Raw genomic sequence first — 14,658 nt, forward strand, 5'->3', positions numbered from 1 at the left:
TTTGGGAGGTGACTGGGATAATTAAATCGTTCGGCACATCTGGCGATTCAATAAAGTCCCACACTAATTGGACATATTAAGTTTTTTATTTGTCATTATTTTAATTGCTTTAACAGCCTTTTTTGTAGCTTCGGAATTTTCGATCATAAGGGTTCGCAGCTCCAGGATCGATCAACTGATTGAAGAAGGAAACAAAAAAGCCATTGCGGCAAAGAAGGTCACATCCGATCTTGATGAATACCTATCCGCGACACAGCTAGGAATTACCGTTACTGCCCTTGGACTGGGGTGGCTAGGACAACCGACCGTCCTCAAATTGGTTGGGCCCTTATTCAATGCCTTGAATATCCCACAAGAAGTTACAAGCATTCTGACATTTGTCATTTCATTTTCCCTGATTACGTTCCTGAATGTGGTTGTAGGTGAATTGGCTCCAAAGACGGTTGCCATCCAAAAGGCTGAGCAAGTGACCTTGGCAATTGCCGGCCCGCTGATTTTTTTCCATAAGATAGCCTTTCCCTTCATCTGGGCCTTGAATCATTCTTCCCGATTCGTTGTCGGATTATTTGGCTTTAAGCCAGCATCCGAAAGCGAAATAGCCCATACGGAAGAAGAATTGCGTTTCATCCTTTCAGATAGCTATAAAAGCGGGGAGATTAACCAGTCGGAATTTAAATATGTAAATAACATCTTTGAATTCGATGATCGAGTTGCCAAGGAAATCATGGTTCCACGGACAGAAATCATGACCATATCCAAGGATGAAACGGTACAGGAATTCGTCGATGTGGCCAAATTGGAAAAATACACTAGATATCCTGTTGTCGAAGGTGATAAAGACCATGTCATCGGCCTAGTGAACTTAAAGGAAGTTTTCTCGGATCTTATCAAGAACCGGGAAATCCATATCAAAGCGATTGAAAATTACGCTCGTCCGATCATTCGGGTAATGGAAAATATACCAATTCACGATTTGTTGTTAAAAATGCAAAAAGAACGCATTCATATGGCTATTTTGATGGATGAATACGGCGGAACTTCCGGACTTGTCACAGTCGAGGATATCCTCGAGGAAATCGTTGGGGAAATTCGTGATGAATTCGATATCGATGAAGTTGCCTCAATCAGGAAAATTAAAGAAGGACATTATATTTTGGACTCTAAACTTCTTGTAAAGGAAGTGAATGATCTCCTTGGCATTCACTTGGAAGAAGATGATGTAGATACTATAGGCGGATGGGTCCTTACTGAAAACTATGATGTGAAGGTAGGGGACATCATGGAAAAAGACGGATTCTGCTTTAAAGTGATTGAAATGGAAGATCACGCCATCCGTTCCATCGAGGTTACAAAAAAGGTCGTACATCTTCCTCTTGAAGAAGATCTTACCCAAGGTTAATGATCAAAAACAGCCACGTAAAAGGTTATTTTACGTGGCTGTTTTTTTAACGATTTGTTCATTTATCGGGAAACCGTCCCATTTTTTTGACCGTTACAATTGGAGGTGTGCTCTTTTTTTTCCATAAGATATACAGCATGATGAGGATAAAGGAAAAACCAGCAGCCGGTATTAGATAGGGTTCAGTTATTTCCCGGATTTGCTGCCAATTCTCGCCGAGGATCCTTCCTAAGGTCAGGAACAATATGGTCCAAGGTATGACAGCCGCAACCGTATAAAATATAAACTTCCATACTGACATCCTCGCAATTCCGGCAGGGATGGAAATGGCATGGCGAACAACCGGAATGAATCGAGCCGTAAAAACCACGCCCACGCCATACCGCTTAAACCACTCTTCAGCATGTACAATATGATTTTCTTTAATTAGAATATATTTTCCATATTTCAAGAGAAAGGGCCTTCCTCCATAATACCCCGCCCAATAGAGAAATAATTGTGCCATCGTCCCGCCTGCCACACCGGCAAGAACAGCTCCCCAAAAATTCATTTTCCCCAGGCCGACCACATAACCACCGTATCCAAGAACAAGCTCACTCGGGATGATTTCAACCATCAGCCCCAATAAAATCCCCATATAGCCCATTTCCGCAAACCAATTCAATATCGTCATAATAAGCTGTGATATCATGCTATCGGACTCCCCTTACCGCTAATTTCAAATTGTTTGTCCTTCTATCCTATTCAGCTCATAACGTTCTATTCGATTTTTCATATCCAGTTTCACAATGCACCACATTCAGGATTGCACAAAAAAAGACCAGCTGCTATGTACTCCGGTCTCTTTACATCAATATTCTTTTAGCTCCCCTTTTTGGGAAATTTGAGAAAAAACAGCGGTAGTGAGTAAGGATGAATCATTTTGTGAAACATTAGTGAAAATCTCCTGCCGTGATTTCGTTTTTTCAATATGAATCCCGAGATCTTTATACTTGTTGATTATTTGATTATTCATGCTTACCCTCCTTTTCTGCTGTACCGTTATCCTTTAACTTCCCATTTAACGAAGTAATAAAACCTGTTTAAACGATTCGATCCAAAAAACAATCAATTGACATGAATGGTTTGCAGTTGGTGTTCATGCACTTCGTCTTTTTCAACATGGACCTGGACCTTATAGGTTCCCGCTTCTTCGAAAGATACCTTATTTAGATATGTTCCATTCCCATCTTCTTCAGCTTTGGTGAAATGACTCTCTTCGCTGCCTTCCTTCCACACCTCGAAATTCACATCTGCATTTGTCAGCGGCTTCCCATTCAATTCAACCGTCGCTTCAAAGTTCGAACTGTTTCCTGCCTTTACAGGGTTACTTTGAAACCCGATAGATACATCCGTACCAGGATGAACCGATGCACCTTCACTTTCATGTCCTGGAACGACAACTTCTTTTTCAGGCATTACATGAAGGCCTTCAGCCGTTACATGGGACACTACAATATATTTGCCTTGTTCCTCAAAAGTATGCATCACTTGATACATGCCACTTCCAGTATTCTTTGCTTCAAGCATTTCCCGTTTATCCTGTCCGGACTTTCTCACTTCAAACAGCACCTCATCAGCTTCATTCACCAATTGGCTTCCCTGTTTCACTGTCGTTTCAAGAATGACTTCTTTTCCAGGCTCCACCTTCCCTTTAATGACAATTGATGCATCCATCGATTCTGGAATAGCACTGTTCACTTCCTTATCCTCTGGCATTTCAGACTCTTGACACCCTGCCAGCATAACTAACAACGCAGTACACATATAAAGTTTTTTCATATGAACTTCCCTTTACTATTTATTAGACTAAAAATCTGTCCTCTTCATATTGCCCATCCTTTCCTTTTTTCAGATTTTTATACATAATTTTACATCAAATGGTTCGCATTACGGTGACTGAAGTCAGCATGGCTACCGCGATGATCGTTAAAAATGAATATAAAAAGATTGAAGTCCCCACAACGCTCAATCCGCAAAGCAGTACACACCCATCAATGAAAAAAATCAGCAGACCTACATTGAGTCCACTTTTCCTGGAAAGGATCTGTGCCAACATATCGGTTCCGCCTGTAGAGGTCCCATACCGGAGCATTAAACCGATTCCAAGTCCAATCAACCCTCCCCCGATTATCGCACTTACATAAATGGGGAGGTTCCATCCTGTGACAGCGTCGGAAAAAATATCGATGCATAAAGAGGAAAAAAGCAAGCCATGCAAGCTGTTCAGGAATAATTTTTTTTCAAAGTACCAAGCATATATATATAATGGAATGCTGCTCAAAATCACACCCAGTCCTGTCGGAAGTCCTATATAGTAATGAAAAATCAGCCCAATCCCTATCATGCCTCCATCCAATAAATGATAAGGTATCAGAAAAAAATTGATTCCCACACCTACAAGCATGCTGCCGGCAATGATCGCTGCCATCCGTTCCATGATTTTCATGGCCGCCACCCCCTTTAATTCTTGCATTTAAAACTTGTCTTGGTTTCTATAGAATATGTTTGTACCATCAAAAAAATAATGAAACTGACCAATTTTTTATGAAACGGCCCTTAGTTTTCTGAATATTCTATAATATGTTACAATAAAGTAGAGAAAACAGTCAAAAACAGCTAATTATTAGCTCAAACTGATCCTTTACAAGCAATTTACCGGATTTAAGGTGCCGTAAGCTGTTTGACTGAATGATTAACTCTTTCTATAATGAAAGTATTTAAATTAATTAGATTGAGGTGATTTGATGGGGCATTAAAGAATGTTCGTTTTGACGGACAGGCGCTGCTTTGCGTAACGGATATGTGCATCCTTTTGGAAAATGGCTGCACTCCTTCAGACAGAAATTCTTCTATTTCCCGTCTACGCATCGCTAATCGGCATATACTATTATTCTCTTCATCACTAAAAGAAATGGGAGTTCAAGCTGCTGCACATCCATGGCCACAGGCCTTTTTGAAGCAATCCCGAAAAATATTCAGCACGGCAAAAAAAATATACTTGTATATTTTAAAAATGTAGGAGGTGTACTCCTTATTCGTCTCGAAGGCGAGTTAAGGGAGACTATTTGGACATAATAAACTTGGTTCTTATTGCCATTTTAATTGCTTTAACAGCATTTTTTGTAGCTACGGAGTTTGCGATTGTTAAAGTGAGAAGCACGAGGGTCGATCAATTAATTGAAGAAGGAACGAGGAATGCCATTTCAGCAAAGAAGGTCATCTCCAACCTGGATGAATACCTGTCAACTTGTCAGCTCGGAATTACCGTTACAGCTCTAGGGCTTGGATTCCTTGGGGAACCGACAGTTGAAAGCATTTTGCACCCACTCTTGAATCAATTGAATCTTCCAAATTCAGCTTCACATGCACTCTCGGTTGCAATTGCCTTTTCTTTCATTACGTTCATACATGTCGTTGTTGGAGAATTGGCACCGAAAACATTGGCGATTCAAAAAGCGGAGCAAGTAACATTATTGGTTTCGAAACCTTTAATCGCCTTTAACAAAGTCATGTATCCATTCATCTGGGTACTGAATGGCTCTGCAAGGACGCTTACAAGAATGCTAGGATTAAAAGCGGTTTCCGAACATGATTTGGCTCATACAGAAGAAGAGCTTCGAATCATTGTTTCCGAAAGCTACAAAAGTGGCGAAATTAACCAATCAGAGTTTAAATATGTGAATAAGATTTTTGAATTCGATGATCGGATAGCAAAAGAAATCATGGTTCCACGTACAGAAATTGCAACGGTATCCAAAGATGATACGATCCAGCAGTTTTTCACCGTAATGGCGGAAGAGAATTTTACGCGATATCCTGTCATTGATGGTGATAAGGATCATGTTATAGGAATGGTCAATATCAAAGAACTATTCACTGAAATGATAGACAGAAACAATCAGGCAGCGTCAACGATCGACCGATATGTTCGTCCGATCATCCGTGTCATTGACAGTATCCCGATTCACGATTTACTTTTAAAAATGCAAAAGGAACGGATCCACATGGCCATCCTCATGGATGAATACGGCGGTACGTCAGGTTTGGTTACCGTTGAAGATATCCTTGAAGAAATCGTTGGCGATATCCGCGATGAATTCGACCTGGATGAAGTTCCCGATGTCCGCAAATTAAAAGAAGATCACTACATCATCGATGCCAAGGTATTAGTAAGTGAAGTGAATGATTTACTTGGATTGGATATCAATGATGAAGATATTGATACGATGGGCGGATGGATCCTTACGGAGGATTATGAGGCCAAACAAGGTGATATCCTGACTTATGGTCCCTATAACTTCAGGATAAAGGAAATGGAAGATCACCATATTCGTTATATTGAAATATTTAAACAAGCAAAAGTCGTAAGCGAAGTGAAAGAATTCCCGATCATATCACAAACCGAAATCGTTTCATGATAATAACCCCCGTTCCTAAAACAATAGGAGCGGGGGTTATTTTTTTCAACTGGTACATGAAATAAAATAAATACATATTATATAAAACCTGCTTCATTTAACATTGGATGATTACATGAAGTATAGTTCTACCTTTATTGTTTCATACTGATAAAAAAGCGATACTTTTTGAAGGAGTGAAGAATCATGAAACTCATAACCATTTGCCAGCACTGCAAAGGGAAAGGGAAAACCCGTTATCTTCAATTCTTTTCCCGGGACTGCAATCATTGCAACGGTCAAGGTAAAGCCGTAAAAGATATGTCAAATTTAAGAAATCAGGCCAAAAACATCTAATAATCTTTCATATTTTGAAGTTGGTTTTAATGACACCTGCCCTCTTTAGCGTATCATAAACAATCAGTATCGAAGGTCCAAGGAAAAGCCCAAGGAAACCAAGCATCTTAAACCCTAAATAAAGACTTACCAACGATGCCAATGGGCTCAACCCCATATTTGCTGAATAGATTTTTGGTTCGATTGTCCTTCTTATGATGGTAATGACCAGAAATAGAATGATGAGGCCAACACCAAGATGATGATTTCCTTGAGCCCAAACAATCGCTGCCCAAGGAACCAGCACAGATCCCGTCCCCAAGATAGGAAGAATGTCCACCACCACTATTAACATTGCCAATGGAATCATATACTTCACATTTAACAACCATAGTCCTCCATAAGCCATGATGAACGTTATTAAACTCAACAGGATTTGTGCCTTTATGAAGCCTACGGCTGCCATCCTTAAATCTTGATAAACTAGCGAAATTTTTTGATAGGTGGATGTCTTTAAATAAAGGACTGCCTTTTTTCTTAATTTAGGCAATTCAAGACTGAATAAGAATAAAGCGATTAAGTAAATTAAAAAGTCAATGAAAAATCCCGGAATGAGTGTAACGAACTGGACCATATCCTGAACAAAGCCCTCTGTGAACCCCTCCAGAGCCATGACTCCCTTTTCCATCGTCTGTTCTACCGATTGAATGAGGTTTGTCGGCAAAGTTTGCGAATACCGTTCCCATTGCCTAATGACTGGCAAAATAGCCGTCAAATACACTTCACGTATGAAACCGGGAAATTCTTCCGAATAGACAATGACCTTCTTGATTAATACTGAAAAAGAATAATAAGTGATGCTCATAAGCCCGCCTACATATAAAACAAATGAAATCAATACTGCCCAAAAACGATGCATCTTTGCCGTTTCACCAATCATGCGGACCAACCCATCCAAAAGAATGGCGGTGAGCAGCGCTAAAATCAACGCCCATGAATAGGGAATGACGATTAATATGACTAGAAGGAGTATTCCCCTCCAAAACCAGCGAAAAAAGACAGCGACATTCACTGAACAAACCCTCCTTGCACCTTCCTGTTCTCCTTATATTTATGAAACGGGGACACATATATTTCGCTTATACGTTTTATTTTCTCAATAAGGGGAAAAAGAGATATAAAGAGATGGAGGGATTCACATTGGATAATAAAGATAAAGAAAAGTATCTTGAGGAGCGTAATGATAAATCCAAGGCCTTCAAGAAAAATCAGGAGAAACAGCTGGAACGTGATCAAGTGGTCATGCCCATTGATGATTTACCAATTGATGAAATTAAATATGAGCATCAAGAAGAACGAAATAAAAAAGAAACAAAGCACCGCTCCACCAGCGAGAAGTTTTAAACAAAAACCAGCCACTTTTTAGAGGCTGGTTTTTGTTTGCAGGATATACTGCATTCAGCGCGTTTTATACTTTCACCAATTTCGTCGGCACTTATGGACCATTTCAAAGAGTAATATATTCTTCCCATCATATATTACAAGCAGTAGCTAAAAGGGGTCCGGAAAGTGTATCTATCTTTAATTGATGTACCGGCAGCACCTTCAACTCCTCAGGTATGGTTTCTAACTAAATGTTATAACAAAGTTGATTGGAGCGGGTGTTCGAGACTCCTGCGGGAAAAGCGTGTCCAAGGGAGATCCCGCAGGTGCAAGCCGAGGAGGCTCCCCGGACCGCCCGCGGAAAGCGAGTGCCTGGAACGGAAATAAATGCCCAAATGGAGAAACCACAAAAAAACTGTAGGCAAACATGAATTCTCGAATTTGTCTCTAGGCTGAAATATATTCCATCATGATTAAGGTTCTTCTTGTGATTGTACATATGCTTCCCCCTTTGTTGTTTGAGATTTGGGAAGACAGAGCTTTCAATCAATTCATTCATATTGCCAGAATTTTACCCTTCCCCGCTTTGCTTCCAAAAATAAACATTGACTGAAATAAATGATTCTTTACAATAGACTTTTAAGAATTAAAGAATATAATGGACTGGTCGACCATTATAAAGGAGAATCATATGACGAACCCTACTCAATTATTTCATCAATATTTACAAGTATCGAGATCATTAGTCAGCAAAATGAATGAACAAATTACAGCCCTTGAAATTTACCATAATCAGTGGACAATCCTGAATTACTTAAAGAACTGTGGCTATTCCACAATCCCCGATATTTGCAGTTACCTGGATGTAGACAGTGTGATCATCACACGTTCGGTCAACAGCATGGAACAGAATAATATGATTAAACAAGTTCCTGGTAAAGATGAACAGGAAAAACGAATAGAACTGACCCCCCGGGGCAAAGAGGTACATACAAAATGTCTTAAGATTGCAGAAAAAATCGAAGGAAAGGCCTTGGAAGGCATTACTGAAGAAGAACAGGAAGTATTTTTCCAGACGGTCCTTAAAATCCTCAATAATATAAGAAACTAAAATGGATAGCTTGTATCATTTTAGAATAAGTGTGAAGCAAGGAATTTCCTCACTTTCACACCAAGCTATAGCCATGCCTTTTTTAAAAGCCGGATTCCAGCTTCGATTTCCCTTTCGGTTAAACCACCGTACCCAATCAAAATAGTCGGATCTTTCACTTTCTTTGAATGATAAACCGATGTTGGGTGGACTTTAACCCCCACACAGGCAGCCCTTTGGATGAGCTCTGCCTCACTGCTGCCGTTTTTTACGTTTAAAAGAACGTGCAATCCTGACTTTTCACCGATTATGGCTACACGATCATGGAAGCTCTCTTCCATTGCGTTCAACAGCACCTTATTCTTTTTACGATAAATCGTTCGCATTTTATTCAGATGGCGTTCCCAATGTCCATTTTTCATAAAAAGACAGAGCGTTTCCTGAATCAGTCTGGAAACGGTCTGTTTATATCCGATTAACTTCTGCTGAAATCGGCAAGACAACTCCATGGGTAACACCATAAATCCCACCCTGATCGATGGGATGAACGACTTTGAAAACGTGCCTAGGTAGACGACCCTTCCATTTGTGTCCAACCCCTGCAACGACGGAATCGGTTTGCCTGCATGTCGGAATTCCCCGTCATAATCATCCTCAATAATATAACCTTTTTTTTCCACCGCCCAATTCAATAATTCCACCCGTCTAGTTACCGGCATGATCATACCGGAAGGAAATTGATGGGAAGGCGTTACATAGGCTACATCCGCTGTACTCTCTTTCAATGAGTCCACACTCATTCCACTTTCATCCAAAGGTATGAATTCCGTAACCGCCCCCTCCAGCCTCAGTACCTCCCTTACCCGATGAAAGCCAGGATCTTCTAACCCAAATACCCGCTCATTTCCAAGTAGTAACCGCAGAAGATGGATGAAATACTGGGTACCTGCCCCAATGATGATTTGATCAGCCCCGCAGCGAACTCCTCTTGATTGGAATAGATAGGATGAAATCTCAGCCCTAAGCCCCCATTCCCCTTGTGGATCACCGCTCATGAACATTTCCCTTTCGTGTAGATACAACGTATTATTCAAGCATTTTTTCCATACGGCATGCGGGAAAGAATCCACGTCCACCCGGCCATGATTGTAATCTATCTCATTTCTTTCATTGAGAGGGTCCATTATCCCTTCTGTAACAGGCAATGGCTCATTCAAAGCTGAAATCGGTTCTAAATCGGCTACGTAGTAACCTTTCCTTAATTGACTTTCCACATATCCTTCTGCCATCAACTGCTGATAAGCCGTATCAACTGTATTCAGGCCTATCCCTAAATGCAAGGCCAGTTTTCGTTTAGAAGGCAGTTTCATTCCGGCCTTTATTTGTCCATTCTGGATTTCCTTTATAAAGTATTTATACAATTGCACATATAAAGCTTCTTTGTTCGTTTTATCTAGGGTTAGAGTGATTTCAAACATTTGGTCCTCCTTCAAACTGGTTCCATAAATTATATCAGCATTGGTCCTTATTGCAGAACCACAATATTTTTATAATGAAGATATCAATCAATAGGAGGAAACTATGGAGCATTTCGAATTATACGGTAAACACGTGATACTCACCCCGATGATGGAACATCATATCGAACCGCTTTACGCCGCTTCCCTGCCATCTGAAATATGGAAATGGAGTGCAACAAAGATTTTGTCATATGAAGAGGCGATCTCCTATGTAAAGGAAGGCATTCGAGCAAGGGAACAGGAACTTCATCATCCATTTGTCGTTATCGATCGGACAGATGATTCGGTAGTTGGCAGCACGAGCTTAAGGAATATTCACTTTCATAATCAATCGCTGGAAATCGGCGCGACTTGGTATCATCCCGACAAATGGCGTACAGCCATTAACACTGAATGTAAGTACTTGTTATTGCAGCATGCTTTTGAAAAGTGGCAAATGAAACGGGTTGAATTCAGGACGGATGAATGCAACAAAAGGTCGCGTGCCGCAATAACCAGGCTCGGCGCCCTTGAAGAAGGGATTTTGAGGATGGAGAAAAAACTGCAAGATGGGAGGATCAGGAACACGGTGGTCTATAGTATTCTCGAGCATGAATGGCCCAGTGTGAAAAGGGATTTAGAAGCTTTTTTAGAAAGGTGAAAATGAGAAAAAGAGTGCCGTTGTTTTGCACTCTTTTCTCTTGCTGCTATTATTCATGTGAGACTTCACGAATTTCCGATAAAGAATCCTTTTGCCTTTTCGTTGATCGAATGAATATGAAAACACCAATCGCAAATAAAAATGGCATTAGTAAAGCAAAAAGAAGATAAATCATATCACCAAGAACAAGTTCATTACCCCCCTAGCACCCTTTTGTCAGTAAAGCTTTTCCGTCAGACTTGGATGATCCCTGCTTAGTCCAAGCTTTGTGACAAGCGAATCATATCCTGGCACTGAATCCCATTTTCATAAATGGCCTCGGAATAGTTTCTAGTAAAAAAATCCCGATCGACCCCAGTTATTCTAAAACCGCATTTTTGGTAAAGGGCAAGCTGCCCTATCCCCGAATTCCCCGTTCCGATTTCAATCATTTTATATCCCTGTTTCCTTGCATGGCCTATCGCATGTTCGATCAATTGCCTGCCGATTCCTCTTCCATGGTACTGTTCATCGACCGCTATGTTCATTATCTCTATCAGTTCCGGGCCTTTTTGCAGTAAAACACAAACGCCGATCATCCGGTTATCACTCATGGCAACAAAGCACGTTCCGCTTCCCAAATATTCCTCGACCAATTTCCTTGAAGGATCTGCCAAAAGCAATAAATGCATCGGGGGTGGCTCCTCCAAGAATAATTCCCTTATCTCCATCAGCATCCAAACCCTCCTCAGTTTAATTCATCTACTAGCAGTTCAACCAATTCCGATGCAGGAAGTTCCCTGCTCAACTTATAACCCTGTCCTGCCCACAAAGCCATCAATTCAGGATTGTTCTTTTGTCCTGCTGCTTTTCGCATTTGTTTGGTCATGTGGTGGACATAAGGATAGGCGACCGGTGCAACACTATCATATTCCGTTAAAAAGTGATTCACCAACCCGCGTGCCCTCCGGCCGCTGAAGGCTCGGGTAACAGCAGTCTTGGTAAATCGGGGATTTCCCAGCGCCGCCTTATGGACCGGACTTGCCCCGCTTTCGGGACAGCGAAGGAAAGCGGTACCCAATTGCGCCGCTGTTGCTCCCGCTTCGAGCACGGCTGCGATATCCTTTCCATGCATCAGTCCGCCTGCAGCAATGATCGGTAAGTCCAGCTCAGCCCCTATCATCCGAATCAATACTAAAAGGCCGTAATCATCTTCTGTGCGGTTATCAAAGCTGGCCCTGTGCCCCCCTGCTTCAAACCCCTGCACACATAGAACGTCCGCACCTGCTCCCGCCGCCTTTTTTGCTTCCTGAAGGTTGGTTACTGTCACGGCTATAAGGGAACCGACATCTTGGAGCTCCCTTATTACATCTTCCGTTGGACATCCAAACGTAAAACTGACGACCGCGACCCCAGCCCCCTTCAATACATCTAGTTTATTTCCCCAATCATCGTCATCACTATCGGCTTTTCCAATCTCAGCCCCAACGCTCTCGGCCTCTTTTTCTATCTTATCACGATAGCCAGATAATATATTTTCATCCACCGGCTCGTTGCCTGGCACAAATACATTCACGCCAAAAGGGCGTTCAGTCAACTGACGGGTCTGCCCTATCTCGTCCTTCATCTCTTCTGCAGTCTTATAGCCAGCTGCGAGAAAGCCCAATCCTCCTGCATTGGATACTGAAGCCGCAAGCTCTGGAGTGGAAGCTCCTCCTGCCATCGGTGCCTGAATGATTGGATATCTCATTAACTCTTTCAACATTCGATACAACTCCTCTTGATTTTTCTTCATGCCCTTATCATTTTTACGTTTTCTTGGTATAATGATTATCTGTAAGAGAAAAGTGTCTAAATGATCACCCTTTATATCTTGCAAATATAAAACATAGGTGGTAAATAAAAAATGGAAACAAAACCATATAGAGTATTACTTTATTATTTGTATGTACCTATCGAGAATCACGAAGAATTCGCAGCCGAGCATCTAGCGGCATGTAAAGCCCTTGAATTGAAAGGCCGTATCTTGGTGGCTTCAGAAGGTATCAACGGAACGGTTTCAGGTACGATCGAACAAACCGACAAATATATGGACATGATGAAAAGCGATCCCCGCTTTGCCGATATCGTGTTTAAAATAGATGAAGCTGAAGGCCATGCTTTCAAAAAAATGCATGTTCGTCCACGCAATGAACTTGTAACGCTTCGCTTGGAAGACGACATCAACCCGAACAAGACGACAGGCAAATACTTGAGCCCGAAGGAGTTCTTCGAGCAAATGCAAGATGAAAACACCATCGTCCTTGATGCCAGAAATGACTATGAATTTGATTTAGGACATTTCAGGGGTGCAATCAAGCCAGAAATCACGAATTTCCGTGAACTTCCGGAATGGGTACGGGAAAATAAAGAAATGTTCGAAGGCAAAAAAATCCTAACGTATTGCACCGGCGGTATCCGCTGTGAGAAATTCTCCGGCTGGCTTGTCGAAGAAGGCTTTGAAGATGTAAGCCAGCTGCATGGCGGCATCGCAACATACGGGAAGGATCCCGAAGTCCAAGGTGAGCTATGGGATGGCCAAATGTATGTTTTCGATGAAAGGATTGCCGTACCTATCAATCAAAAGGAACATGTCATTGTCGGACGCGATATTTATTCCGGCGAACCTTGTGAACGTTATGTCAATTGCGCTAATCCTGAATGCAACAAGAAAATCCTTTGCAGCGAAGAGAACGAACACAAACATATGCGCAGCTGTACCCATGAATGCCGAGTGCATCCGCGTAATCGCTATGTAGTCGAGCATAACCTTTCTGAAGAAGAAGTGGCTGAGAGATTACAGCTAATCGAAGATTCCATTACGGCAAAATGATTTTAGCAAACCCGAATCAGTGGACATGATCCCTGTTCGGGTTTTTTTATCGATTCAAACCAAATCTTATTTTCCTATATTAAACCTATGCCTTGGACTTCCCTTCCACTGCAAGAATTAAATATGATCTTTTAATGCCATCTGCTTTTACTGCAATATTACTTCCATTCTTACTTCTATATCACAATAGAAAAAACCTTCTTAAAACGTAAAAAGAATGGTTTCCGCTTTAAGATTTTAGCAGTCACCAGTCTTACCTACATGAAAAGAGCGATTCCTCTTTAGGGGAATCGCTCTTTTCATGTTATTTTGCCTCTGCACTTACAACAATCCCACAAGCTTGTCTATCGCCTGCATCACCAGTTTTCAAAGTATCTGCATCCGGCCCTTTTTCTCCATTGGCTTCATAGCGGTCAGGAATATTGGCAAAGTTGTCTGGATTAGCATGAACGATTACAGCCAGCTCTTCTTTCTTCAGTTGGTCTATTGTCATGTTATCCAATGTTGCCGTATATTTTGCTGTCCCATCTTCTTTTACATATAAAGGGGGCATATCACCTGCGTGTTTAGAATGCGTTTCATCAGTTGGGTTGAAGTGCCCTCCCGCTGTAGTGAAAGGGCCATCCTTGGCATCCGGCTCACATGCTGCGTTCTCGTGAACATGGAATCCATGATAGCCTGGCTCAAGACCTTCCAAAGCGGTCTCGATCACTACAGAATTCTCTTCAGCGGTAAAGTTCACCGTCCCAAGTGTTTTACCTTCTACATCTTTAACTTCCGCTTTCACCTGCGGATCAACCTCTGTATCTGTTCCTTGTCCCACTGTAGTCATGTCCTCGGCATCATTATCGGCCTCATTTGAATCATCCGCTGAATTGCATCCATACAGTAAAAAGGCAGCACACATAGGCAGTATAAGTTTTTGTTTATAGTTCATGATAACTTCCCTCCACTCTCTTATATGTATCTTCCTCTTATTACTTTCCACTATTATGGAAGA

General features: G+C 41.5%; 15 protein-coding genes. 6 read left to right on the forward strand and 9 right to left on the reverse strand.

The genetic code is table 11. The features are described from left to right. The first annotated feature begins 67 nt into the window (after positions 1–67). A complete protein-coding gene (locus ACFX4H_RS10020) occupies positions 68–1,399 on the forward strand; it encodes a hemolysin family protein (RefSeq protein WP_096339913.1) in 1,332 nt (443 codons plus the stop codon). Between the two features lie 58 nt (positions 1,400–1,457). Here ACFX4H_RS10020 and uptA read toward each other — a convergent pair whose 3' ends face one another. The 4 genes from uptA to ACFX4H_RS10040 all read right to left on the reverse strand — a co-directional run bounded on the left by uptA (position 1,458) and on the right by ACFX4H_RS10040 (position 3,887). Beyond that, on the reverse strand, positions 1,458–2,087 hold the full coding sequence (gene uptA / locus ACFX4H_RS10025) for an undecaprenyl phosphate transporter UptA (protein WP_063592651.1): 630 nt from the start codon (positions 2,085–2,087) through the stop codon (positions 1,458–1,460). Between the two features lie 162 nt (positions 2,088–2,249). Next, positions 2,250–2,414 carry a hypothetical protein gene (locus ACFX4H_RS10030; RefSeq protein ID WP_156319568.1) on the reverse strand — a complete coding sequence of 55 codons (165 nt, stop codon included), beginning with the start codon at positions 2,412–2,414 and terminating at the stop codon, positions 2,250–2,252. 92 nt (positions 2,415–2,506) lie between these two features. Continuing rightward, entirely contained in the window at positions 2,507–3,220 is a 714-nt protein-coding gene (locus ACFX4H_RS10035; RefSeq protein WP_377435100.1) for a FixH family protein, read from the reverse strand. Positions 3,221–3,314: 94 nt separating this feature from the next. Further along, positions 3,315–3,887 carry a YitT family protein gene (locus tag ACFX4H_RS10040; protein ID WP_048678063.1) on the reverse strand — a complete coding sequence of 191 codons (573 nt, stop codon included), beginning with the start codon at positions 3,885–3,887 and terminating at the stop codon, positions 3,315–3,317. 619 nt (positions 3,888–4,506) lie between these two features. Between ACFX4H_RS10040 and ACFX4H_RS10045 the strand changes: the two genes are divergently transcribed. Further along, positions 4,507–5,859 (forward strand): hemolysin family protein, encoded by a 1,353-nt coding sequence (locus tag ACFX4H_RS10045; RefSeq protein WP_034314845.1) that lies wholly within the window; start codon positions 4,507–4,509, stop codon positions 5,857–5,859. Positions 5,860–6,202: 343 nt separating this feature from the next. Here ACFX4H_RS10045 and ytvI read toward each other — a convergent pair whose 3' ends face one another. Then, the gene (gene ytvI, locus ACFX4H_RS10050) at positions 6,203–7,246 is read right to left on the reverse strand and encodes a sporulation integral membrane protein YtvI (protein ID WP_241636860.1); all 1,044 of its coding nucleotides are present in this window, start codon (positions 7,244–7,246) and stop codon (positions 6,203–6,205) included. A 128-nt stretch (positions 7,247–7,374) separates the two neighbouring features. Here ytvI and ACFX4H_RS10055 point away from each other — a divergent pair, with 128 nt between their 5' ends. Together ACFX4H_RS10055 and ACFX4H_RS10060 are read left to right on the forward strand one after the other, a co-directional pair. After that, positions 7,375–7,578: a hypothetical protein gene (locus tag ACFX4H_RS10055; RefSeq protein WP_057275739.1), complete on the forward strand. Its 204-nt coding sequence runs from the start codon at positions 7,375–7,377 to the stop codon at positions 7,576–7,578. 670 nt (positions 7,579–8,248) lie between these two features. Then, positions 8,249–8,668, forward strand: coding sequence for a MarR family winged helix-turn-helix transcriptional regulator (locus ACFX4H_RS10060; RefSeq protein ID WP_034314851.1), 420 nt, complete (start codon positions 8,249–8,251; stop codon positions 8,666–8,668). Positions 8,669–8,733: 65 nt separating this feature from the next. Here the strand turns inward: ACFX4H_RS10060 and pdxR are convergent, their stop codons facing one another. Then, the gene (pdxR, locus tag ACFX4H_RS10065) at positions 8,734–10,125 is read right to left on the reverse strand and encodes a MocR-like pyridoxine biosynthesis transcription factor PdxR (protein WP_249596971.1); all 1,392 of its coding nucleotides are present in this window, start codon (positions 10,123–10,125) and stop codon (positions 8,734–8,736) included. Between the two features lie 103 nt (positions 10,126–10,228). On the opposite strand from pdxR, the gene ACFX4H_RS10070 reads away from it, so the two are divergent. Continuing rightward, a complete protein-coding gene (locus ACFX4H_RS10070; RefSeq protein WP_377435101.1) occupies positions 10,229–10,807 on the forward strand; it encodes a GNAT family N-acetyltransferase in 579 nt (192 codons plus the stop codon). A 254-nt stretch (positions 10,808–11,061) separates the two neighbouring features. Here ACFX4H_RS10070 and ACFX4H_RS10075 read toward each other — a convergent pair whose 3' ends face one another. Then, positions 11,062–11,517, reverse strand: a complete 456-nt coding sequence (locus ACFX4H_RS10075) for a GNAT family N-acetyltransferase (protein WP_377435299.1) — start codon at positions 11,515–11,517, stop codon at positions 11,062–11,064. Positions 11,518–11,534: 17 nt separating this feature from the next. Further along, on the reverse strand, positions 11,535–12,551 hold the full coding sequence (locus ACFX4H_RS10080; RefSeq protein ID WP_328137100.1) for a nitronate monooxygenase: 1,017 nt from the start codon (positions 12,549–12,551) through the stop codon (positions 11,535–11,537). Positions 12,552–12,692: 141 nt separating this feature from the next. On the opposite strand from ACFX4H_RS10080, the gene trhO reads away from it, so the two are divergent. Then, positions 12,693–13,658, forward strand: a complete 966-nt coding sequence (gene trhO / locus ACFX4H_RS10085; protein WP_034314859.1) for an oxygen-dependent tRNA uridine(34) hydroxylase TrhO — start codon at positions 12,693–12,695, stop codon at positions 13,656–13,658. A gap of 304 nt (positions 13,659–13,962) precedes the next feature. Here the strand turns inward: trhO and ACFX4H_RS10090 are convergent, their stop codons facing one another. Beyond that, positions 13,963–14,595, reverse strand: coding sequence for a superoxide dismutase family protein (locus ACFX4H_RS10090; RefSeq protein ID WP_241636864.1), 633 nt, complete (start codon positions 14,593–14,595; stop codon positions 13,963–13,965). Positions 14,596–14,658: the final 63 nt, after the last annotated feature.

It is taken from the genome of Peribacillus sp. YIM B13477 (assembly GCF_042787955.1).
Lineage (GTDB): Bacteria > Bacillota > Bacilli > Bacillales > DSM-1321 > Peribacillus > Peribacillus frigoritolerans.